15 protein-coding genes are annotated in these 25,716 nt (G+C 45.0%); 2 read left to right on the top strand and 13 right to left on the bottom strand.

The features are described 5' to 3' along the window. Nucleotides 1-288: 288 nt before the first annotated feature. Nucleotides 289-7,263 carry a PA14 domain-containing protein gene (locus tag HFP08_RS14310; protein ID WP_168121263.1) on the bottom strand — a complete coding sequence of 2,325 codons (6,975 nt, stop codon included), beginning with the start codon at nt 7,261-7,263 and terminating at the stop codon, nt 289-291. Between the two features lie 183 nt (nt 7,264-7,446). On the opposite strand from HFP08_RS14310, the gene HFP08_RS14315 reads away from it, so the two are divergent. Next, nucleotides 7,447-8,133 (top strand): response regulator transcription factor, encoded by a 687-nt coding sequence (locus HFP08_RS14315; RefSeq protein ID WP_168121264.1) that lies wholly within the window; start codon nt 7,447-7,449, stop codon nt 8,131-8,133. Continuing rightward, nucleotides 8,130-9,251 (top strand): sensor histidine kinase, encoded by a 1,122-nt coding sequence (locus HFP08_RS14320; protein ID WP_168121265.1) that lies wholly within the window; start codon nt 8,130-8,132, stop codon nt 9,249-9,251. Before HFP08_RS14315 ends, HFP08_RS14320 begins: the two co-directional genes overlap by 4 nt. Nucleotides 9,252-9,263: 12 nt before the next feature. Here the strand turns inward: HFP08_RS14320 and HFP08_RS14325 are convergent, their stop codons facing one another. The 12 genes from HFP08_RS14325 to HFP08_RS14380 form a co-directional block, all read right to left on the bottom strand. Beyond that, entirely contained in the window at nt 9,264-10,451 is a 1,188-nt protein-coding gene (locus HFP08_RS14325; RefSeq protein ID WP_168121266.1) for an SDR family oxidoreductase, read from the bottom strand. A gap of 103 nt (nt 10,452-10,554) precedes the next feature. After that, on the bottom strand, nt 10,555-10,866 hold the full coding sequence (locus HFP08_RS29295; RefSeq protein ID WP_240941394.1) for an HTH domain-containing protein: 312 nt from the start codon (nt 10,864-10,866) through the stop codon (nt 10,555-10,557). Between the two features lie 218 nt (nt 10,867-11,084). Continuing rightward, nucleotides 11,085-14,165 carry a metallophosphoesterase gene (locus tag HFP08_RS14335; protein WP_168121267.1) on the bottom strand — a complete coding sequence of 1,027 codons (3,081 nt, stop codon included), beginning with the start codon at nt 14,163-14,165 and terminating at the stop codon, nt 11,085-11,087. A 136-nt stretch (nt 14,166-14,301) separates the two neighbouring features. Then, complete coding sequence (locus tag HFP08_RS14340; RefSeq protein ID WP_168121268.1) at nt 14,302-15,117, bottom strand: hypothetical protein; 816 nt, start codon at nt 15,115-15,117, stop codon at nt 14,302-14,304. Further along, entirely contained in the window at nt 15,107-16,159 is a 1,053-nt protein-coding gene (locus tag HFP08_RS14345; protein ID WP_168121269.1) for a DGQHR domain-containing protein, read from the bottom strand. Before HFP08_RS14345 ends, HFP08_RS14340 begins: the two co-directional genes overlap by 11 nt. A gap of 239 nt (nt 16,160-16,398) precedes the next feature. Then, nucleotides 16,399-16,800 carry a DUF6155 family protein gene (locus HFP08_RS14350; RefSeq protein WP_168121270.1) on the bottom strand — a complete coding sequence of 134 codons (402 nt, stop codon included), beginning with the start codon at nt 16,798-16,800 and terminating at the stop codon, nt 16,399-16,401. Next, a complete protein-coding gene (locus HFP08_RS14355; RefSeq protein ID WP_168121271.1) occupies nt 16,801-16,980 on the bottom strand; it encodes a hypothetical protein in 180 nt (59 codons plus the stop codon). Nucleotides 16,981-17,022: 42 nt separating this feature from the next. Next, nucleotides 17,023-20,394 carry a DEAD/DEAH box helicase family protein gene (locus tag HFP08_RS14360; protein WP_168121272.1) on the bottom strand — a complete coding sequence of 1,124 codons (3,372 nt, stop codon included), beginning with the start codon at nt 20,392-20,394 and terminating at the stop codon, nt 17,023-17,025. 91 nt (nt 20,395-20,485) lie between these two features. Further along, nucleotides 20,486-21,667: a restriction endonuclease subunit S gene (locus HFP08_RS14365; protein WP_168121273.1), complete on the bottom strand. Its 1,182-nt coding sequence runs from the start codon at nt 21,665-21,667 to the stop codon at nt 20,486-20,488. Continuing rightward, nucleotides 21,660-23,129, bottom strand: coding sequence for a type I restriction-modification system subunit M (locus HFP08_RS14370; protein ID WP_168121274.1), 1,470 nt, complete (start codon nt 23,127-23,129; stop codon nt 21,660-21,662). Before HFP08_RS14370 ends, HFP08_RS14365 begins: the two co-directional genes overlap by 8 nt. A 188-nt stretch (nt 23,130-23,317) precedes the next feature. After that, on the bottom strand, nt 23,318-23,698 hold the full coding sequence (locus HFP08_RS14375; RefSeq protein ID WP_168121275.1) for a nucleotidyltransferase family protein: 381 nt from the start codon (nt 23,696-23,698) through the stop codon (nt 23,318-23,320). A gap of 92 nt (nt 23,699-23,790) precedes the next feature. Then, nucleotides 23,791-25,716 (bottom strand): cadherin-like beta sandwich domain-containing protein (locus tag HFP08_RS14380; protein ID WP_168121276.1); only part of this gene is annotated, 1,926 nt, incomplete at its 5' end.

The following is a 25,716-nucleotide window of genomic DNA, read 5'->3' on the forward strand; positions in this document are numbered from 1 at the left end:
TTGAAAAAGGTTCACTTAAACGTGAGTATAAAATCCCTCTTTTTCAAAAAAATTCCCAAATAATTTCGCCCTACTTACGATAAGCTTCAACCTATCATCTCTTGATCGAAAAAAAGAACCTGCAGTTAATTACAGGCTCTCACTCATAGATTGCTGACTTTCTCCATTGAACTTTCATGCTACTGTCCGATCATCCTGTTGATTTCCTCATTATTATAACACATTTCACAATCAGCTTATCATTGGAATACCTCGGGGTTACTCCAAGTCCTTCTGACTTTCTCTTTATTAAAAATTATAAATTTGCCAATTTTCCCTTTTCGGAAGCGCCCAGGATTTCGTAGTCGTGTCCACTAATTTGTTTAATCCGGTATTCATTGCTCCATTTAACTTGGAAGTCATTCCATTGACGGATGCAGAAGCATAGAATCCACCGAGCCCAGCCATTTTGGCTCCTCCGGCCCGAAGAAATACATTGACCGGTTGAACGGCAAGTTTAGCGCCATAAGCAAAACCCTGATGTCCATCCCGTACTCCTGCAGCTCTTCCTGCCTCATATTTGGCTCCTGAAATCGGTGACTTCACGGCAGCGCCAAATACAAGATCAGGGAGCACTCTCAAACCTCCGGCTCCTTTAATTCCTACTTTAGCTGTTTCCTTTACCGGATATTCAATCGCCAAGAAACCCGGGATTAGAACATCCGAATCTGCTGCTCTCACTATCCACATATCCGTTTCTTTGTACTTCGTGTTAAAAATTAGATTTCTGCCTATCCAACTGTCACGCATACCAATCGGAAGGAAGGAATCCAAAACCGGTCCACTGAAAATAATTCCAGTTACTAATCCTTCAAGACAGTCAAAGCCAATATCAATAAGCACTCTTTTCCACTCTAGTGCTGAATCATCTCCAGTTGCTCCGGAGATCCCGTTTGACACCATTCCTGCCCCGGCCGTAACAGCCATATTGGCTGCCACCGAACTGAACAAGGAATCTGCTGCCAAACCGATTTGCGGCAATGCAACAGGCAGCGCTAAACCCATGATAGCCAGACCCGCTCCTGCCGTAATCAAACCTGCTATTTGCAGCCCTTTATTATCCGTTACGGTTCCGGCCACATACATGCCGACCCCGGATGCGATCAATATCGCAGAGACGGCCATGATGATGCCAATAAAATGTCCGGACGGATCGTTGTACATCCCCGGCGACCGTGCGGCGTATGCATATCCATTCGTGTCACCGCCGGGAATCACCGAATCCGCTGTAATAAATGCCGCCAGGTTCGGATCGTAATAGCGTGCGTTATAATAATACAATCCCGTGGACGAATCATAGATTTGACCGGTGTATCTCAGCTCCGGCAGCGTTCCCTCTTCCAGTATCGTTTTCCCGTAGGGGCCGTAGCCGCTCTTCCCAACCACATGGCCCGAACGGTCCGCCACGCGTACGACAGAACCGAGATGATCCGTATACAAGTAGTACAGCGTGCCATTTTGTCTCCACGCAAACGGGGTGTATCTTCCGTCATAATAATATTTATCCGTTTCCTCAAGTGTCGAGCCGTCATACACTTCTTCATACTGCGGGAAGAAATAGTACGTCGTTTTGCTTCCTTCCGTTTTCTTCACGCGCTGTCCGGTGTAATCATACGCTGCGCTGAAGATTACCACGCCATTTTCATTGACTTGCGTTAATTGATTGCCGTAATCGTAAGAGAAGGTTCTTATTCCAATACCGCCGCTGCCCTGAGCGTGATACAAGGGAACGATTTCTTTGTCCTGACTGGCGCTTTCCCACTCCAGCTTGGCACTGGCGTCTCCCTCATGCTCAACGTATTCCATCTGAATGGCATAGGGCTGCCCCGCTGTTAAGGTAATCGTTGCTGAATGGTTCTCGATCCCCTGATCGTTCCAATCGTCAATGAACAACTGGCCGTTCACCCATAGGCGTACACCATCATCCGTCGTCGTATGAAAGGTATATTGCTCGCTATATTGCGGCATAACCTCCCCAGTCCAGCGAACGGAGAAGCTGTCAGTTTGAATCGAAGAATTCGGGGATCCGCTGCTCCAATCAAACTGGATCGCCGCATCTGTTCGCTTCAAATCAGGAGCTCCCGTCAACGTCGTATTATTGAAATATTCTCCCAGCGCTCCATACACTGCCGATGATACCGATGAATGGGTCTGTGCATCATACACCGCCGAGAAAATCGTCTGTGCACCATACACGTTCATTGCAATCGTTTGATTGATCGGGATGCGAGAAGTCATGTTTCCATTCACATCGTACGTGTAGACATACTCCCCGTCATTCGTCAGCGCATGGGATTGCGTTCCTTGATAACTCAGCGTTTCTCCGTTCTTCTGCGTCATGTTATCCATGGCGTTGTAGCTGTATAGATCCTTCGTGCCATCCGGATAACTCGCTTGAATCAAGCGGTCCATCGGGTCGTAAATCAACGTCTTATCCTGATTGTCACTAGACCTGTCGTCAATCGAGGTCAGATGATTCTTACTGTCAAAGCCGTAATGATAATCCAGATCCACGTTGCCGCCGCTAACCGACAGGCTGTTCAACTGATAAGAATACCCTTCGGATGGGGTGTCATTGTAGTTCAGATTCACCGACGTGCCGTTTCCATAATTCAGTTGAGAAACCGCTCCGTAGTCCGTGTACTGAGTTGAGTTGATATACATGTCCGTTCCAGTGATCGAATACAAATTTCCATAATGGTCGTCCTGTGTCACGACTTCTCCATCGGGGTAAGTGATGCTTTGCGTGGCTCCCGTCACGTCATACGTATAGTGCAAGGAACGTGTTTTCCCGTCAATCGTCCGCTGAAATTGGGTTAACCGACCGCTTGCGTCGTATTGGAATTGATCCTTGCCCGAGCCGTATGTCACGGTGGTCAGATGACCGATATTATATGATCCCGACGCGGTCTCATCATATGTATAAGTCACGGTGCCGGTACCGCCCGGATCCTCAATGTGCTTGACTCGACCGGCGGCATCATAGGACATCTGAACCGTCTGTCCCTTCGCATCCGTCGCACGGATCAAGTTGCCGGCATTATCATAGGTGTACGTCCAGCTGCCCCGATCCGGATCGCGGAAGCTCGTTTGTCTGCCGAGCAGGTCATACTGCGCCTCGGTGACATTGCCATCCTGATCGGTGATGGTCCCTAATTGATTCGTTCCACTGTAGTAGGCATATTGTTTCCAACTGTACGGCGTACCGTTTGCAACCGCAGATGCACGGTCATAGTTTTCGACTTTGACGACGTTGCCGTAACCGTCATAATAAACGATCTTGTTGATATAATCCGAGCCGTAATTCATCGTCTTCACTTGAGATCCGTCTTGGATCACCGTTGCCGTTTTGCCATCCGGTTGCGTTAATTTCATAATCCCGCCGCGGTTGTCGGCATACGCCTCTTCCACCGTCATCCCCCGGGATGTGTCTCTTGTCGTCAAATCGCTCGTATTCGTCGTATACGGTACGGAAGTTTTCATCGATAGGGTATGTGTCGCCGCATCGACGCTGTAATACGTATCGATCGTTTGATAGTGGTTCGTTCCCGTCTGCGTCTTCGTTTGGATGACGCGGCCAAATCCGTCCTTGTATTCCACTTGTCTCGTGCGATCGTCGTCGCCATAATCGATTATGGTTCCATTCGCGTTCGATAAGTAGGTTACCGTCTCATACAGATTGTCTGATGGCGGTATGGTTTGGGTTAGAACTCGAGACAATGCGTCATAGGTGATTTTCGTCTGTTGACCGTTGGGGTCCGTCTTCATTACCGGTCTCCCCAAGTCATCGTAGATTGTACGCTCCGTTTGATTGGAGTCATTCGCAAAGGAGACCCGCAATGCATAGAAAACATGATCATATGCCGCTGTCGTCGTATGCCCGTTCGCATCGGTCGATGTCAACGCATTGCCGTAGGCGTCATACGTATCCGTCTGCGTGGTCAGATAGCTGCTGCCGTTCCACTTCTGCCTCTCGGTGATGTTGCCATGAACAGGCGGGACGCCGTCCGCCTGCCCGTCATAGAGGAACTTGCTTTTGTCTAACACTTGCCAAGACCCATCGGGTGTATATCCGGATTGTGTCATGGTATGCGGGAACGACACCATGTAGTCCGCCGTGTTATACAGATAGGCGATCGCCACTGAGGTACCGTCGGATTCCGTTACTTGCGTCACATTTCCGTACTGGTCATAGCGGTAAGCCTCATCATTGCTTTCCTGACCGCCATTTGCACTGATCGTCGTTGTTTTTTTCTTTGTTAAATAAATCTGATCAATGCCCTCTGAACTCATAATACCCCAAAAGTTTCGCACCGTTTTCACTTTAATCCATTCTCCCGTATCCTTGTTAACCACGTAGTTGTCGATCCCGGATACCAAACCGTGTTTCTTATCATTCGAGATAAATTTGATGGAGTAGTTGCTCGGGTCCACCATTTGGACCAGTTGGGTTTGTATATAATGCGTGATGGACATGTTGCCGTTCGGACCTATCACAGTGACCGACTCGAATCCCAGATTCACGGCATCCTTTGGAAGGCCTGGAATGATTCTGCCATTGTCATATTGATATCGATAGCTATATTGCTCCCCGTACCCGTCATCGTAATCGACTTTCGCCACCACTTCATGACCCATACTATTCGCGACCGAATCCCCGATTTTCCCCGGGACAATAGCTCCATTCACATCCGTCACCGGTGTGTACGCAATCGATGCGGATCCTCCCATTTGATTCGTCACTTTCTTCAATTTCGGCGAGGTATAGGTCGTTGTGATCAGACCAAAATTATGTGCATAACCAGACGTCCCCTGTAGCCCAGGCGTCGCCTCTACCCCTTTCTCTTGCCGCAAAATATCTGCTTTCCCGTCCCCGTTCACATCGGTAATGAACAAATAAGAGCCGCTTTTATCATCTAGTCCGTCGAAACCCATATAATCCTTGTCAGGAAAAAAGCTTTTAACCGCAAAAGTCCCGTCTCCATTGGAGGTGTAAATATAAAAATCAGCAGCGTTGTCATTATCCGCAGTGCCCTTCGCTTGACGGATAAAGTCCGTCAACCCGTCTCCGTTAAAATCTCCAGGGGTGATTTGGGCAACTTCACCTTTTAGATCAAGCTGATATTCATCCCCCGCGGGCTGCACAATGTGAAACGTACCGTCGAACCCTGTTAGATTCGTTGCGAAATAAATTTTAAAGGTACCGTTGCCGTTATTATTCTTAGACCAGCCGCCATGTTCCTGACGGATAAAATCCATCTTGCCGTCCCCGTTGAAATCTCCGGGGATGATGGTGGCGCCATCATCAGATCTTAAATCATGTTGGTAAGCGCTCCCCGTCGGCGTCACAAGGTGAAACGTGCCATCCACCTCGGTTTGATTCGTCGCGAAATACATCTGAAAGGTACCCTTATCATCATTATCCCAGCCGCCATATTCCTGGCGGATGAAATCCATCTTCCCATCGCAGTTGAAATCACCGAGAATGATGTTTGCGCCATTACCGCTCAAATATTTCTGATAAGCATCCCCTGACGGCTTCACAATGTGAAACGTGCCGTCCTTCGCGGTTTGATTCGTCGCAAAAAACACATGAAAGGAATTACTATCATCCTTGCCCCAGCTGCCATGCTCCTGGCGGATAAAATCCGTCTTGCCGTCCCCGTTAAAATCCCCGGGAATAATATAGGCGCCGTCATCATATTTCAGAGCATGCTGATAAGCACTACCCGACGGCGTCACAATGTCAAATGTGCCATCCTCCGTCGTTTGATCCGTCGCGAAATACACCTGAAAGGTAGCCCTATCATCATTAGCCGCCCATTTGCCTTTCTCCTGGCGGATAAAATCCGTCTTGCCGTCCCCGTTAAAATCCCCGGTGATGATATTTGCACCCTCATACGCCTGGAGTGATTTCTGATAAGCATCCCCGCTCGGCGACACAATGCGGTACGTTCCGTCTACCGCGGTTTGATCCGTCGCGAAATAGATTTGAAAATCGGGAAAAGGAACATTCTTCCAGACTTCATATCCCCAATATTGACGGATGAAATCCATTCTGCCATCCCCGTTAAAATCTCCGGAGATAATGTGATCACCATACGTAAATTGAGCATGATAGGAATTATAACTAATCTGATTCATTTCCGTTCCCAAGGCATGCTGATACGGATCGCCATACTTCGCTTTACCGGGCGTCACCTCCGTTGCCGATACCGTCCCCGTATCATAGGTAAAGGTATAGGGTGGAAGCGCCGTCTGATCATCCGAGCCGAATTGTTGCACGGAGCTCAGCAAGCTAATCGCACGTTGTCCGCCGTAAGAATACGTCAGGTGATAAGATCTCACTTGCAAGTCGTTCACCTTCACCGTAATGCCCGTGATTCGTCTGGACATTTTGATCTCTGTCGGTTGATATTTGCTGTACATGTCATCTCTTGACTCGGTTTGAAACGTAATCGTTTTATACGCGCTCAAATCATTGCCTACCGTATAGACAATCTCGGATGGATAATAGTCATAATCAGGAGCGCCATTTTCGACATACTTGATCACATAGCCGTTTCCACGGGCGTTTTCGACCAGGCTTTTCGACCATAACAGCGCTTTGCCGTCTTTTCCGGCGGCATCTATGTGTCCATCGTCCGCTGTACCATTATGGTAGGTAGAGCTATAACCATAGTATATCTTCGTCCCGTCCGGCATGGACACTTTCCAGTAGGATGTGCTGGAGTTCGGATTCTTCCGTTCGAAAATCCAGTAAAGATCGCGCTGCGTCCGAAACGTGCCGTCAGACGTTCGGATCAATCGTTGTCCGTTATAGAGATAGTGGTCGTTCCCGTCGAAGTTGATCGGATAGGACGGATCCCGGGTGATGGTGTCAAACCCCGACAGTGTCCATCCATGTCCCAATAAACCGTCGCGAATCATGGAATCATACGACAGCGTAAGCTCCGGCTGCATGCCGTCCGTGCCGAGCGGAATATCAATGGGAATGCTATATTCGAACGAACCGCCGGAAGTGACTTGACCGAGCTGCGGCATTGCATTGAACTCGGATGCCGTCGGCGCCTCTCCGGGATTGTCCCCGGATGATGCCAAATTTTGCGTCAAATCGATTTCGGATACGGAATCGCCCTCAGATTCCGCCGCATTAGCAACAGTCGTAACCATTAACGTTATTGTAAGCACAATACTTAAAGCTTTATTGAACCTTTTGAGCAAAACAAACACATCCCCATATCATTTTTAAAAATTCGCGGCTATTTCTCTCCTGAAACTGCATTTTAAACAATAATTGTCGAGATCTTATGCAGATCTTGCACTTTTTTTGCGTGGACTTCTTCAAGCGCCTGTGAAATCAAGGTATAATCTGAGAACAGACAAACTTGAAAAGATGTGATTGGAATGGAAGCGAAATTGTTGCTAGTGGAGGACGAACCGTTCATGCTGGAGGAGATGCAAACCTATCTGCAACGGGAAGGGTTTCGGGTACTGACCGCCTGTACCGGCAAGGAGGCGCTCGCCATTGCCAGGTCTGATCGGCCTGAGCTTGTCGTGCTGGATTGGATGCTCCCGGAAAAAAGCGGCATCGACGTATGTCGCGAGCTCAGACAATTCTCGAATTGCGGTATTATTATGGTTACGGCCCGATCGGATGAAGCGGATAAAATCGTCGGTCTGGAAATCGGCGCGGACGATTATTTGACGAAACCGTTCAGCTTGCGCGAGCTCGCTACGCGCATCCGGGCTTTACTTCGCCGCTTGCGCGGACCTGAAGACAGGTTGATGTTCTTGAAACGAGACAACCTGACGATTTCCGAGGCCAAATGTCAAGTATTCAAGGACGGCCAGGAGATTCAACTGACACCTACAGAATTCAAAATTTTGTACACGTTGGCCGCGCATCCCGGAATGGTATTCAGCCGCCTGCAATTATTAAAAACCGCACTCCAGGACGAATATACGGGCTACGAAAGAACGATGGATTCCCATATCCGGAATCTTCGCCGCAAGCTGGGAGACGATCCGGCGAGTCCTCGTTATGTACAAACAGTCTACGGCTTCGGTTACCGATTCGGTGAACAATCATGATGCCCACCGTACGCCAAAAAATATTTATCTACATGGGACTGCTCGTTTTAATGATCGGCGCTGCCTATGCCTTATATAATCAGGTTTACTTGGCTTTTCTGTTCGATCAATTTCGTAAGGAAGAAATCAGCGCAGCTTTTTTGAATTCCCCGCCCGAGGAACAAATCGAGAGCTTGAAAATGTACGTTTTGAGCAAAATGAAGCTGTATTGGTTTGAGAAATGGGGCATTTTCTTAGCGGTCTGCCTATTCTTCAGTTTATGGATTTCGGGGGTACTGACGCGTCCGCTTCGAAAGCTTATAGCCGCTATCGAACGCGTGACGCAAGGGGATTTGGAGGTGAGCGTTCCTGTTCAATCCAAAGACGAATATGGAAGAGTCCTCCAGACATTCAACGATATGACGCTTCGCCTGCGGGAAGCGGAGGATGCCCGCAGAAGATTAATGGCCGATTTCGCTCACGAGTTCCGCACGCCGCTATCCATTATGCAGCTTAAGCTGGAAAATTATCAGCAGGCCGGTCATCATGTGCCGCCGGAAATGCTTCGGATTCACGATGAAGTGATCCGATTAAGCCTGCTTGTAGATGATCTCCATCTCTTGTCGCTTGCAGAAGCGGGCCGATTATCGCTCGAGCGCAAACCGCTCGATCTGACGGCACATCTGGAACGAATCGTGGAGGACGTGAAATACGAAGCGGAAGAAAACGGGTTGGACATTCGTCTCTCTACGATTGTAAGGCGGGTGACCGTGATGGTCGATGCCAGACGGATGACGCAGGTGTTCATTAATTTGTTGACGAATGCAATCCGCTACACGCCGGCAGGCGGGAAGATTTCAGTCGTCATGGAAGACAAGATCGTAGATGGGAATACCGTCTATGCACGTATCTCTGTGATCGACACCGGCATCGGTATTCCGGCCGAAGAGCTGGCACACTTATTCGATCGTTTCTATCGCGTGGAGAAATCCCGCTCGCGGCATACAAGCGGCTCGGGGCTTGGATTATCGATCGCTAATGAGTTTGTCAAAGCACACGGCGGGTTCATCCGAGTCGCCAGCGAGCCTGGTCAAGGCACGACATTTGCCGTTTACTTGCCTATGGAGCATGAAGTTTGAGAAAAGCTGCGACTACGTTCCATGGCAAGCAGCTTGTGCTCTACTCCATGCGGCATGAATCTGTTGTTCATCGAAACGATGCTCAACCGCAAATTGAATTAATGCTTCTATAGAAGCCGGAATATCAATTGAAGGAATATCCGCCATGATTTGATTCAGGGCCGACGTATCATATTCGTAACAGGGTCCGGTAAGATAAGGGCTAAAGATACTTCCGGCTGACCTATAGTAGATTTTCTCAAGACCTTTCAGGTGAATAGGCTTCTTATCGACAAATGCATAATTTGCAAATCCAACCGCATCCAATATTCGGGATAAATACTCCGCATGATCTATGGATTTGGTCTGGACAATGTTTAATTGACTCCGGTTTGTGTGACTCAATCTCAAGCAAGCTTTTGCTACATAATCAACCGGAACAATATTCATCCCCGAGTTCGGGTTGATATGAATTCTTATCCCGTCTCCCGTATCTTTCTCTTTCATCATCCAGAAGAAACGTCCCCACCCGTAAATCACATCAAATTTAGAAGTATAATAGAGAGGGGCGGTTAGCAATCGGCCAACGACAACACTCGGCCTCGCAATTTGAATCGTCATCTGCTTCTTGGCGCCATACTCCTGAATCATCGTTTCAATAGCCGCTTTCGATTGTTCATACGGATTTCGATATACATCGGAGGAAGAGTGAAGAAAATGATCATCGATTAATCCTGTTCGAATTCCCGATGAGAACGCCGTACTGATAAACATAAACCTGCAGTCATAGCTTTGCAGTGCATGCAGAAGCGACTGTGTGCCTAGAAAATTATGGTGAAACACGTCTTGTTCTGCTGCTTGACCCACATGCAAATTTACACTTCCGGCACTATGAAACACTTGGAGTCCAACACGGTCTGGAATATGCTTCTTTAGCTTCTTTGCCAAGTCACGGTCTCGAATATCGCCCTCTATGATCTGTATATAATCCATGGCTTGGTTGACAGATCCCTGTTGCAAAAAATCAGGAGTCCATGCATTTTGCAACAAACCGCGGATAAATGCCTCTCCATCTCTGCCTTCTTGCCTGCGAATAAGCAAGTAGATTTTCCCCTGCTTATGCCCTCTTATGTATTTGGGTAGTTGTTCGTACAAGATATGCTGACCAATTAATCCTGTACTTCCTGTAATCAATATATTCTGTTCCAATGTAATCTCCAATCTGGCCAGACTCTCCCTCTTCTTCTACGAGAAAGCGACCCGCTCCTATTCCTTAAAGACTCTATCTGTATCCAAGCAAGTATAATCGACAAATGTCGAGATCTTATGCAGATTTTCCTCTTTTTTTGTGTGAACTTCTCCAAGAATCTGCAAGATCACGGAAGAAGCAGACTAACTTGAAAAGATGTGATAGGAATGGAAGCGAAGTTGTTGCTTGTGGAGGACGAGTCGGACATGCTGGAGGAGATGCAAACCTATCTGCAGGCGTGAGGGGTTCGGATATTGACTGGCACTCCGCTAGCGCTAATGCGTCGATATACCGATAAACGGTTCGGGCGCTCATCTCCAAACTGTCAGCGATCTGCGCTGCGGTGAGCTTCCTTCCTGATTTCAACACCCACAGGATGGACAGCATGTTATCCCATTTCGCGATCGGAGCGCCCTCTTTTCCTCGCGTCAATAAAATGATTCATTATAGTAATTACGGAAAAATAGAAGCGAATGTTCCTATATGTGCTGGGACTCTTTTCACAATCATATTTTTCACCTCACTTATGATACGGTTCGGCTTATCACATTAACAGCGAAAACAGTACATAATTTGGAACACACTTGAGTTCTTTATTAAAAACTTCAAAATCGACCCAAGAGAAGTTGATTCTCTCTTATTTTAGCTTCTTCGTGGCTTACTAAAGCAATACTCCATTTTTCATTAGTCAGGTATTTGTCTTTAATCTCAATAATATTTGGCATTAAGCCTGGTGCATACTCTTCCCATATTTTCTCACCAAGCAGTAAAAACAACTTAGAATCTTTATATTCCTGCTTGTCGAACATTAACTCAGCCAACCATACATAAGCATAACCAACGTTGGTACAGGAAACATATGTATCGTCTTTTAATAATAGTTGCAGTGAGTTTATTAAATATTCTTTTGCTTTCTCATAATCTTTTAGCTTAAGATAACACCTTGCGCAATTACCAAGGTAAGTTGCTTCTTCACTCTCATCGTCTGTCAATCGTAATTCGTTAAATAACTCTAATGCTTCATTAACATCTCCTGATTCTCTTAAAGCCAATGCCTTGGTAAACTTAACATCCCTTATACCAAAAGATAAATCAAGCTTTTCAGAAAGAATTTCGCATTTATAACAGAGTTGAATTGACTTGGCATGTTCTCCAATCCTCCAAGCAATATCTGCTTCTAAGGTTAAATAATTTAAATATGCAAACGTGTTCGACTCTATTAATGATTCATACTTTTTTAAATAATATGAATATCGATTTATTTCACCCATATATACTAGTTGCTGCATAATATTCTTAATAAATATAACACTCTTACTGCGGTGGAGAATGCTGGACTCCTCCCAATCTATTGTATCTAGTATTCTGCATGCAATCGATTGATATTGATGATGAAATCCTCCATTTTGTAGTATAACTCTGTATTGCTCAATTAAAGCTAAAGCCTTAACCGTGTTTCTTGAATTCAAACAAGTTTCAAGAGATTCTAATAGTGAAACAGGATTAACAGAATCAAACTCATCTAATTCTGAATTCTGTGTAAATAAGATATCCACTATGCCGCGTGGTAAAAAAATGTACAGTACTCTTTGAACAAATTGCTCTTGAGCCTGCGGTGTAAATGTTTCATGAATAAACTCTCTTATTAAAGGATGAACTTGATAAGAAGTTATACTCTCATTAACACTTTCGTGTGGCTCTACCAGTCCTAATCTTTCAAGCCTTCTTAACTCCTGTTTAACTTTATGCGGTCCTCTATCCAATATAGATATTTCATCATCAGTTAAGGGTCTATGAGCCTCTACTAAGTATCTCAGCAACTTTTGCCTTTCCTTATTCAACTGATCCCATATATTCTTAAAGTACTCCTGAATTCGTCTTCTCTCTGGTACTTCCCGTCTTGAAAATTTCTCAACTAGTTTTTTTAATGTATCTCTTCCAGAGTTTATTTGTCCGGCAATTAACCCCAACCAATAGGGATGGCCATTTGTCATTTCTATAATTTTTTTACAAGAATTTTCATCATTACCTCTTTCAAAACGGACACCTCTCTTCTTAAAAAATTCAATTCCATCAGCCACTGATAATCCACTCAATTTAAGATTATAAAAATCAGCACTATCATGAATAAAAGATGGGCGGCATGTAAAAATGATTAGACTATCATGCTCTATATTAAGTACACTATTCAAAAAGGGCTCCAGTTCTGAAGTTGGCCCTTCTGTGTCTACTTTTACATATGCATCGATATTATCAAAAACAAGCAATAACTTATATTCAATTAAATATTTAGAAAATCTTTTGACCGTATCCTCTAACTTTTCATCTCGATATAGAGCCGTACTCTCTACTCCTCCTGAAAGGCTATCTAATGTTTGTATTATCTTAAAATGCAAAGAGTCCGGTAGTTCCCTGCAATCGATCCAAATTCCCGCTTCATACTTTGAATTTTCTCCTCTAGAGTATCTTCTTAAGAATTCTGACGCTAGGGCTGATTTACCTTGACCGCCCGTACCAGTAATTGCAAGTACCGAAGTTCTTTTTGAATCCAATAATGATAATTCATACCCCCTGCCTACCCACTCAGGTACTCGTTTCACTGAGTCCACTTCAGCAATAGATATATTAAATTTAGTCGGACTACCGGAACTAGTTGAAACTTCCCCCCACGTCTGTGGCATCTTATAAAATTGTTCAAAGTAGCCCGATTCACCAGCATTCTTATAAAGTTGAGTATCAGCTACAAAATCACCATTATCTCTTGATATTCTAAGCCAAGTGCTCATTTTACAATTCTGTACATCAAAATTATAAATTGAATACCTACAGCTACCATTTTTCAATCTTTCAAGGCCATTATTGCTTTTTTCAGGATACCCCAATCCTGATACCAAACTAATAATGCTACTGTCTGGGTTACTTAAAAATTCAATTTTACCTTCATGAATATGCCCATGTAATATTACATCAGACAGTAAACTTCTCTTGTCTGTCAAGTACTTTACTAATATTTTTTGTTCCGATTTCGTGAACCAATCCAATGGATGGTGCATTAATGCAAAAGTTATATCTGCATCTTTTTGAGCAATTTGATTTTCCTTTAATCGTTCTAACTGCCATCTACTAACCATTAATTTACCATAATCTGAGCTTCCTAATGTACCCCATGATGAGTTAATAAGTAGAAATTTTATTACCCCGTTAGATGTATTAACTAAACATGCACCACTACCTAGGTTTTCATCTAAAAAATCAGTTCTTCCTGTAAGCGATTCAACGAAATTATTGAATTTTTTGAATCTTGGATAAATTGCTTCCCAGTATTCAATTATTTTTGATTCATCATGAAAAGAATCTTCTGTTGCATTTTCTAATATAAATTTTATAGTGTCCCTTCTAGGTACATCATGATTGCCGGGGACGAAAATGATATTCTCCCGTTTTACTCCACATTGATCAATTAAATCATTAAAGAATTGTGTAGCAAGATCATACGATTTATCATTTCCGCCTTTATCAACCACATCTCCAGTCATGGCAATTGCATCTATATTAATATTTTTGTCGATTTTCATTTTTCTTATATCTTCAATAAGAGAATCTCTTAATCTAACAGAACTGGGATCTTCGGATGCACTTATGTGTAGGTCTGATAAATGTAGAATTCCAAAGTTTTTTAAAGACAAGATAAACACTCCTTTAATTATTAACTTATATGATAATTATGTCCCCAACAAACACCACCAATCCAATACTGGAACATTCTTTTACGAGATGGTACCTTCTTATTTCTGGTTTTATCCTCTCTACCCAAGTGCTATTTCAAACAATCAGTAACTTTAGAAAATCCAAATCCTTTTTTTTTCTTCTTGATGGCAGTATTTTCTTTATGTACTCTTGTTGGTCAGTACTAAGAATTGTTGATTGGCAAGCAGCTATCATATCTTTTTGTGTTAACAATAATCTTTTAAGTGGTAATGCTAAACAAGCGTGCTCTTCCAAGAAACAATAAATAAAACTTTTATCGTATATATATCTATTAAGCCATCTATTTAAATTATCATCTTTTATACTTTCATTAATTTCATTCCAAAAATCTGGTATTCCAGGTTCTACGAATGTATTAGATTTATAGTTTATCATCTCTCTTTTTTCCATTAACCATAAATACGGGTTTTCTCCATTGATATTATTTGTTTGTAGTTTATCATCAAATGCATATATTTTTATAAATAGCTTTATTGTTCCCTTATGATCCGTTTTATCCTCTGGTATTAAGAACTTTTCATTCTCTTTTGCATTGTAGTAATATAAGTCTCTAAAGTTCCTCAAAAATCCATAACCATTACAAGCAAGAGATGCTCGAAGCATATAAAAAAGTGAATAATATAGTTTTACTGTTGCCCATGAATATTGCCGTCTACTTATAGAGAATATTGCTTCACCTAGACTTATCACCCCTTTATAATAAAACCCCTTAGAATCTACCAGCAACGCTTCTTTCAGTTTTCTAGCTTCTACTTGATTCAGTACTTTTCCCTTTATATCCTTTGCTTTAACTTTCTTCCAATCCATCACATTACTTGCGCCAAATATTGACTCACCTGTTTTTTGTCCTTCAAACCTTTCAAAGTTCATATTCATCTTGCTCCGGTATAGAGTTTCTAATTGAAGTTTCAAGAAAGTCAATTACTTTATTCCTAGCGGTCTTTCCATCTAATCCTTTAATGTCTTTCTGAGTAAGAAGATCGTTTTGGTCTAGTTGAAGAAAGGACTTCATTGTACCAATAGAGAATGATTTTTTATTCGAGCACTTTGGTATCAGTGATGTAGTTAAAAATTCAATTGCACCAAAGAAACCCGCATTCTGTAAAAATGGATTTTTCGTTCTACTTGACCACATTCCCTCTTTCTCATAGTAATAATTAATTGCTGTAAAGTAATTCATGATGACCTGCTTTTGTATATTTAAATCTCTTAATTTATAATTCGGAAATGTACCGTTAAAATCCAAGTGTTTTTTTAGGCTTGAGACTACTGTAGACAAGTCAATCATTCCAACCCCTCGAGGAGAACCAGGAAATTTCACACAATTATAGTACGGCGAATCCGTATTATCATTTAAATCTGAAGCAATGTCGTTTGCCCTATTAATTGCATGATCATTGTTATCTTCTACTACTCCATACAAGTCATAAATCAAACTTCTTGGGACAGGTTTCTGCTCACTATTTATATTCAAAAAGATTGCAGCTGCTTGTTTTGTTGTTAATTTAATGCTTAGAGTAACTAATATATCTTTCTCACCAATTTCTTCTCTATCCTTTAACGCCTCTTGTAAGCCCGCTAACCTATGTTGACCATCTATTACCTGAGCAGCACTTGGTATGATCGGAATACTAATTTCCTCATCTGTATAAGTGGGCTGACTGTTTTCATCTGTCCAGTTTAGAATAAAAGAACTTACAAACATATTTCCATCAAGAATAAATTTCTTAATTGATTTTATACGCTGTTTATTCAAGATTCTTTGAACGGCACCTTCTTCATCATCCCTTCCCCTAGCGGCTACATAATAAATATGAACTATATCTTTTACCTTCATTGAAAAAGTTAACATTTCAACATCACCAAAGGTATTCCTAATTACCTTTGTTGTATATTCCCCTACATCCACCATATTGCCACCCCTAGTCGATTATTATTGATACATCAAATTATTTTTTCTTACAAGAATAGCCAGTAAGATATTTGAAAATATCTTATCACATTAACTCACTAGATAACACCTTATCACTTTACCAACACGTAGTTCGTTCTCAATAAATCAGCTTCACTTATTGCTTGTTATTAAATCAAATCGATATTAAGTTTTTTGCCAAAGCCCCTCGATTAATCTTCACTCAAACCAACCTCCAACTAATCCTCTTCCTCCTCATCCCCATTAGGATTCCAATAGCTATAATACTCTCTGAGCGTATCTTGAAACCCCCAGCCAATACCGCCTGTCCTATTAATAAGGCTAACCAGCCTAGGATTGAACATCTGATACAACCTCGGATTATCTCCTATCTTCTTGAGCGCATTCTCATACATGGACTCCATGCTGCTGTAGAAGTTTTCGGAAATATCACCATACGTATTCGTGAAGTCTACGCCCTGCTCGACGTAGAAGATCATCAGATCAATCATTCTCGTTTCATCGTCGCTTAACTTGCCAAATTCCGAGATGGCCTTCTTCGCTTCAGCAAGACGCATCTTGCCAAAACCTCTGTCGGGGAAGAACTCGTTCTCTATCTTCTTCTTAGCTTGCTCAAACAACTATTCCAGCGCTTCCTCCGGCTGCAGCAGCACATGCACGTAGTTTTTCACTTCTTTGCTCATCTTGTAACAATCCATCAGCATCGAAATTAGCTCGTCCTTCTCATACTCCTTCAATGCCTTCTTGATCTCTGGAATGGACGGCTTCTTCTTGCTCTTTTTCGTATCAATGTTTGGCAATATCGCCACTTCCCTTCCTCAATTCTATTTCACTCTCGCCAGCTACCCAATAATCGACTCCGCATTCGCCTTGATCCCATTCACCACATCGACCAGTTGCTGACGCCGCTTGCTGTCGAACAGTCGTACGAAGCTCTGGGGCTTATCGAATGGAGGCTTGGTCAACTCAGTGACGTTATCAATATAGCCATTGCGCGTAATATAGTCGATGACCTTCTTCACGAATACGATCTGAGCTTGGCTGAGCGATTCATCATTGATAAAGGTCGAAAATGCCGCCATCGCCGCTTCATACTCCAGCATTGCAATCTGACGCACTAACAAACCAAAGGGGGTATCCTTGAATTCCCGCTTATAATCCTCCGCCGTGCCCAGCTCTCCTGTGAAGATTTTCTCCAAGCTGGCATAATCCGATGCCGTAAGCGGAATATTGTTCCGCAGCTTGTGAATGGCGAGATGATCGCCGTTCTTCTCGATATACCGATTGACCTTCTGTTTGTAATCCTCGAACTCGAACGCAGGATCCAGCGACTCGCCCTCCCGAACCTCCAACACTTCATCCTCAAGCCTCGTATAGATCGGGCTGATCTCTCCTTCATTCACCGTAAACTTCATCAAATCTCTTAGCTCCACACGAACTCTCTCAAAATTCAACAAACCCGCATTCTGCCAAAATTCATCCGTAACAATCTCCCGGATAAGCGGAAGCTTCAGCTTCACTTCCGTAATCGTCGCTTTCTTCTTCAGCAGAACATCGCATAAGCCTAGCAATTGGTTTTTGCTCTTCTTGAATTGTGGCGAACCTTCCAAGCTTGACAGCATGATCCCGTACATGAGATTGTCGAATCGCTTCGCATATTCATCCGGCTCTTGCATCTCAACAATAGGTGCAAGGTGGTTTGCCAAATTGCTCTTATCCGCATCCTCAAGACAAACAAACGCTTCACGTTTCTTGTAGGCTTCCACATGCTGCAACTGCAGCTTCACCGCGATTAATTCTGTATTCAACTGTCTAATCTGCCCGTTCACAGCATCGATCAAGTCTTCGCGAAGCTTCCCGTGAGCATCATCGGCGAACCTGGCATCCTGCAACGAATAGATAAGTCGCACTCGCTTAATGAAGATCAGCTCCGATAACGAGTGGGATTCATTGCCCTCCAGCCCTTCCTGATGCTGCCGGAAGAACTCGAAATTGCCCAAATAATCGAAGATAACGAATTTCGTTTTATGATCGCCGTCGCCGAACAGGTCCTCGCACAGCCGAGTGCCTCGTCCGATCATTTGCCAGAACTTCGTCTTGGAACGAATCCGCTTGAAGAATACCAGATTGACGACCTCCGGCACATCAATGCCCGTATCAAGCATGTCCACCGAGACCGCAATATGCGGCTCTTTCTCCGCGACCTTAAATTCGCCGATTGTGGCGAGGGCATATGTATCCTCGTACGTAATCCGTCTCGCGAATCCACCACCATAACGCGGGTATAGCTTTTCGAATCGCTGAACGATGAACTCGGCGTGGCGTTTATTTTGCGCGAAAATAATGGTCTTTCCGATCCGGTCCCCGCCAGCCACCTTAATGCCCTTCGTCATCAAGTCCTGAAGCACCATGTCGACCGTCTTCTCATTGAATATAATCTTATTCACTGCGGGAGCAGGGACAGCATCCGGCATATGGCCGTCCTCATCCGTGAAGTCCTCTTCATAGCGATCCTTGTCCTCGGGGGATAGATCATCATAGGCAATGCCTTCCGTCAGAAACTTCGAAGTGACCTCAATATTGTAATAAGGCACGAGCACCTTGTCCTTCTCAACCGCCGTCTCATAGTCATACGCATAAGTTGGAACGCCATTCTCGATCTCGAAGAACTCATACGTATTTCGGTCAACTTCCGTCTTAGGTGTAGCAGTAAGCCCGACTAACACAGCGTCGAAGTAATCGAAGATCGCACGGTATTTTTTGAAAATACTGCGGTGCGCCTCATCGATGATAATCAGATCGAAATGCGCTGGCGTGAACAATCTTCTGCCGTCCTCGCTCTTCGCCGTGTCGATGGCATTCAAGATTGTCGGATAGGTAGAGAACACAATTCGCGCTGACTTGTTCTCCTTGTTATTAAGCAGATTGCATAGGGACATGTCGGGCAAATAATTCTTGAAATCATCCTTTGCCTGATTTACAAGCGCCTTGCGGTCAGCGAGAAACAGAATATTCGTCACATAGCCGCCACGCGACAGCACATCGGTGAGGCTTGAAGCCGTCCGTGTCTTGCCCGTTCCTGTTGCCATGACGAGCAATGTTTTGCGATGGCCTTCTTCCATATGCTCGCACACCGCACGAATCGCTTCCTTCTGATAATAACGATCCGTAATCTTGTCATCGATAACGATATCCTCCAGCGGCTTGAGCTGAGTGCGGCGCGCCATCAGCTTCTCCAAATCCGCCTTGGCGAAGATGCCGCTGACCTTGCGCTGCGTGGAGAACCTGTCACCTCCGAAATGCGTTTCGAACCCATTGGTTGTGAAGATCATCGGGCGCTGGCCTGTCATTCGTTCAAGACTATCCGCGTAAAAATTCGCCTGCTTGGTCCCGATCTTCGGATCCTTGGAGGTCCTCTTTGCTTCAATAATCGCAAGCGGCAGCCCGTCCTTGCCGTACAGGACGTAATCGACACTGCCTGTTCCATCGTTATTCGGCATGCCAATAACCGGCACCTCTGGTCTGGCATCATCCTGAGGACCATTGCCGATGCTCCAGCCAAGAGACTTCAGATCGACATCAATATAGATTTTGCGCGTCATGAATTCGGATAGATCGGACGGCGTGAAGCTTCGCTCTTCGCGATGTGTCGTCTTCTCAACAGTGAACTTGCCGCTCATGGCTTCGATTTGCGCGCGAAGCTTCTCAATCTCTGCATCTTTCTGCGAGATTAAGCTGTTCTTCTCTTTAATCGCGGCTTCATCCAGCACAACCTTCTCCGCTGGAATGCGTGCTTCATCGAAGCTCCGTTCGTCATATTGGGAGCCGTAGCAATAATCTAGCCACTGGACAAACTCGAATAAAGCCGAGAGAGACAATACGGCTTCGCTTCGATTAATCGTCTTCTCTGTATGTACCGCTAGGTTCCCAAGCTTGACAATGAATTGCAGCTTACCCCATGTTTGCGATTCCATGGCATAACGGAAGGAAGGCTCGTGAAGGAGAGCCTGCAAATTATCCTTATAGGGCATCTTGACCGTGTTGTCCGCCGCATATACCCACTTCACCGCGAGCTCCAGCGCCTTCCGGCTGCCAACCGCCGACATTGCGGGCGAGGTAGCTAGCACCCGCTCCGCTTCGATACAAGCAGCGGCGAACAGCTTATAGTCCTTCTGACCCGACAAAAATTCAAAATTCGCAGTGCTTCCCTTCATTTCCTTCACCTCTGTTTGGACTTTTTATGGTAGTGCTTTAGTAAAATGTTGTGAATCAGGCACGCAATATCGTTCGACTCACCTAAGTCACTTACGCATCGAAATACTCGCTCATCAGGCTGTCGAAAAGTAGCTGCGTCTCCTCGATGGCTTGCTTCACCAGCGCCTTCTGCTCCTCAATCTTCGCCACAATCTCAGCGAATTGGTTTTGGAGAGGGAGGGGAGGAATGTATAAATCTATGTTGCCTAATTCTTTTGCATTTATATTTGCCATTCCGACGATATTTTTCGCCATTTTCAAGAGTAGTTTCTTACCATATCCTGAATTAAGATATGCTGATATAAATTCACTGTTGGCTTTTTCATTAGGAATCAGTCGTACTAAATATCCTGCGAAAGCCATTGGTTGGTCATTTCGATACACAGCTGTTTTACCAACTAACTCTTTACTATTTGTTCGATTGAATAAAATCTCACCTTTACGAACTAAGTATTTCTGTTTGTCTTTCTCATCCATCTCTATATACTTCATTTGAGTAAAATCAAAATCACCTTGATAAGTAATATTGTTCATTCTCAGAATTGGAATTGCTAGTACCTCAGAAGATGCTTTTTGACTTGTACCGTAAGAAATACTTGAAGACAAATCTTTAATCTTGCCATATTCCCACCCCTTTTCATTCGCAACAGGATCACCAAACAATTCATAAAACGTAGACTTGATAAGATTATCCAACTCTGCAAGCCGCTTTTTGCGCATGGCAAGCAGATCTGCGGTGGTGTCTAGCGTTTTGGCGACTTGTTTTTGTGTTTCGAGTGACGGGAGTAGTATCTCAAGATCATTAATATTTCTCAAAGATAAATTTAATTGAGCCACACCTTGTTGTTGCCTCTTAAATTGTTTTATAACATAATTTGATTTTAATGAATATGTTATATATTTAGGCAAGCATTTCGAACTCGATAAACGTATAATTGCTAAAGCTTGATTTATATTTGCAGGAAGAATATCAGATGTTACTATACCAATTCTCCCCAATGCTCCTGCAATCGAAAAAAGAATATCATTTTCTTGCAACTGAGATCGTTTCATACTTTCATGACACTTTGCTGATATATGCTGAAACTTTCCTGTCACAAAAGATCCATATTCATTAATACTCTCGATTTTAATAAAATTCACACCAGTATCTTGAAAACTAAATCCTATTGTATTAGGTGTTGTTCCCTTTGTTATTAAACTACAGACTTCTGATAATTTAGTCTTACTCACCGAGAAGCCCCCTCAGCTCTTCCGTCTTGGAAGCAATGTCGAGGCTCAGCTTGTCGAGGCGGGACATGATAACCGCAGGCGCATCATACTCCACCCTCTCGTATACAACTTCCTTATATCGATTAATCGACAGATCATAGTCATTCGCTTCAATCGCTGACTTACCAATCAGAAAGCTGCTCTCCGTCGGCTTGCGATCCTTCTCTCCGTCCATATTATGAAACCTCGCCAAAATATCCGGAATATCATTCACCGCAATCGGCGAGCGCTTGTCATCCAGCGAATAGCCGTCCGCTTTCATATCATAGAACCATACCTTGTCGGTGCCGCCTGCGCCTGTCTTCGTGAACACAAGAATCGCCGTGCTTACACCCGCATAAGGCTTGAACACGCCGCTCGGCATGGAGATCACCGCTTGCAGCTGATGGTTCTCGACCAGCTCTTTGCGAAGTGTCTTATGCGCTTTTGTCGTTCCGAACAGAACGCCATCCGGCACAATGCACGCGCAGCGACCGCCCTTGCGAAGCATGCGCAAGAACAGAGCGACGAATAGAAGCTCTGTCTTCTTCGTAGCCGCGATCAGCTTCAGATTATCGTGAATGCTCTCCGCATCGACGGTGCCCGTGAACGGAGGATTCGCGAGAATGACATCGTAGGCGGAGGCAATGTTATTTTGCTTGGAGACGCTGTCTACATAATCGATCTGCGGCTGCGTAATGGAATGCAGCATGAGGTTCATCGCGGAAAGGCGCAACATCGTGCGGTCCGTATCGTAACCATGGAACATATCCCCGGCAAAATGCTCCCACTGCTCGCCCGTCATCTCCGCTTCATACTTCTCGCGAATATATTCTGCTGAGGAGACGAGGAAGCCCGCTGTGCCGCAAGCGGGATCGCATATCTTGTCATCTGGCGCTGGAGCCAGCAAGCGAACCATCATATCGCGAATATGCTTCGGCGTGCGGAACTGTCCGTTCTGTCCCGAGGTCGCCAGCTTGCCGAGCATATACTCGTACAAGTCGCCTTGCATATCCAGGTTCTGAATGTCATGCTCATAGAGCTCATCAAGTCCGGTAATCATCTTCTGCAGCACCTGCGGCGTCGGAATCAGGAACATCGCATCCTGCATATAGCGGGAGAAGGCGGAAGCATTCTCGCCGTTCAACGTCTTGATGAACGGGAATATTTTCGTACCCATTAATTCGAAAATCAGTCTCGCATCCATCGTCTTGAATCTGCTCCAGCGCATGCTTTGTCCTTCTTCATCCTGCGGGAACAGCTTGTCCTTCGACCCGGCACCCAGAGCCTCGAAGCTTTCTCTCTCGAGTTCCTTCTCATCCAGTGATCGAATAAACATGAGGTACGTTAATTGCTCTATAACGGTAAGCGGGTTGGAGATGCCTCCTGCCCACATGTCTGACCATATTTTATCCACCTTATTGCGCACTTCGCCTGTTAACATTGACTTCGTAACCTGCCTTCCGAATCTCATTATATAGTTCTCTAGACTTATTCCACGTTTGACCTGAAATTTCCTTTAACGATGCTAATCTTCCACTCTATTATAGCCCATTATTGCGACAAACGTGTGTCATTGAATCTATGTTTGCATGCAAAAAAGGCAAATCGCTTGATCTGCCATAATAATCACTATAATTCAATCTCGACTCCCTCCCTGTCTACATTAGCCTTTAACAGAGGGTTAATCTCATTTCCCATAAGCCAATCATTCTCATTGAAAAATAAACAGCTTAATAATACGTCATTTTCTATACTCATCTCAGCAGAAAGATCAGATAATAAAAAACGGTCATGTGCTGATTTCTGCTTTTCCGTCAAGAAAACAAGATCGATATCTGAATATTCTTCAAAGTCTCCTCTTGCTTTAGAACCGAATAATATGACACCTCTATCATACCATCCGCAAGCAGCAAATCCTATATACGCATTTGACCTTAAAATATATGCGGCACCTTCTTCGGGATGCTCTCTCCGCCGCAAGCATTCATTGCATAAGCATGAGAAAACCATCAGGAATGATCATCCTGATGGTCCTTTTGCGTTAAATCCAATTTTGATGTACTGGAAGTTATCATTCTCAGAAAACAGCTCTTTTCAAAGCATCAATCGATGAACCCTATCATCCGCAGCAAGCGATCGATCATAGCGGCTGCTTCCGCTCGGGATGTGCTTTTTTTCGGCATAAGTTGATTTTTCGCATTACCCATGATCAATCCAGTTTGTACCGCAGCGGCCATCTCGTTCTTCGCCCAGGACGAAATCATATCGCTATCCTGATAAAAGGAGAGGTCCACATCTACGTCTGGCTTCGACTGGGTATTTGCGTATCGCATCGCCGACACAATCATAACCACCGTTTCTTCTCGGCTGATGTGCTCTTCGGGGCGGAACTTCCCGGTCCCATCCCCCTGTACCAACCCTTCTCGGGCAGCTGCAGCCAACACGCTTGAGTACCAGCTTGCCGGGCTCACATCATTAAAGTGGGAGCGTTCGTCCTTGTCTGTCTGCAAACCCAGCGATCGAACCAGCATCGCTGTCATTTCCGCACGTGTTACCGGAGCGTCCGGATCGAAACGCGCCTCATCCTTACCATAAACAATCAGCTTTGAGGCCAAGCGTTCGATAACCTCTGTCGACCATATACCGTCCACATCTTCAAATGTTTTCAGGCGAATCAACACGGTTTCTATGCCGCCTGAACGACTCTGTATCGTTGCTTCTGCACCATCGATCCGGGACGGCACGAATTGGAATGCTCGTTCCGACAGATTATAACGAACCCCGGTCTGTTGATCCGGATCGCCTGCATCTTTCAAAGCTAGCGTTTGGGAGACGTACTGCTCGTAGCGTTGCACGATCCGCTTGCCCGCCGCGGTTGTCACCGCTAGCTCCGTTTCAACCGGAACTGCCGCCAATTGGGCGTCAATCGCCGCAGCAGCTTGCTCCATCTCTTGCATCATAGTTGAATCGACGCGCCCAATGCGCAGCGTGACTTCGGTCACGCCCAAAGTGTTGATTTCGGATAAGACCATTACCGGCAGGTCGTAATCTGTAACAGGGGTCAGCAAACGCACCGTTCCTTCGGGATTATGCTCTACAAGTGCCTGTATGGTTCGCGACGGAATGGTTAGTATCCAAGCGCCTGAAGGTTTCTCCTGCTGCAAGTGGCCGTCATCCAGCTCGATGACATCCAACAGCAGATCTTCTTGTTCGAAGGAAAAAATATGCCTGTTGGACGCGCCCTCCTCAGCCGTTAGTGTCATCACATACTTCGTATCTATTGGCGTTTGATCGTCATTGTCTTCTTCACTTTCATCATCGCTATAATCGTTGGAAGAAACATATTGTGCCCGCGTCACGACAATCATGTAGGTCTTGGTCGAGCTGTCCTCTGCCGTCACCACCACGGTGATCGTGTTCGCGCCGACGTTCAGCGCAATCGGATCAGAGGCGCTGCCGTTAGTTACCGTATCGCCGTTGACCGTCACGGTAGATGTACCGGCGTCCACGGTCGGCGTGACCTCAATCGTATTCACGCTGTTGGCAACGTTGGCAGTGTATTCCTCCGTGCCTGATGCAAAGGCAGGATCCAGACTGCCCGCGCTCAGTGTCAAACTGCTCAAGTCCGCATTGCTCGAAGCGGCCCGCGTCACTTCGACCGTGTAGGTCTTGGTAGAGCTGTCCTGTGCCGTCACCACCACGGTGATCGTGTTCGCACCGACGTTCAGCGTGATCGGATCAGAGGCGCCGCCGTTTGTCACCGTATCGCCATTAACAGTCACGGTAGATGTCCCGGCGTCCACGGTCGGCGTGACCTCAATCGTATTCACGCTGTTGGCAACGTTGGCAGTGTATTCCTCCGTGCCTGATGCAAAGGCAGGATCCAGACTGCCCGCGCTCAGTGTCAAACTGCTCAAGTCCGCATTGCTCGAAGCGGCCCGCGTCACTTCGACCGTGTAGGTCTTAGTAGAGCTGTCCTGTGCCGTCACCACCACGGTGATCGTGTTCGCACCGACGTTCAGCGTGAT

The sequence above is a fragment of the Paenibacillus sp. HB172176 genome (genome assembly GCF_011947265.1).
GTDB lineage: Bacteria > Bacillota > Bacilli > Paenibacillales > Paenibacillaceae > Pristimantibacillus.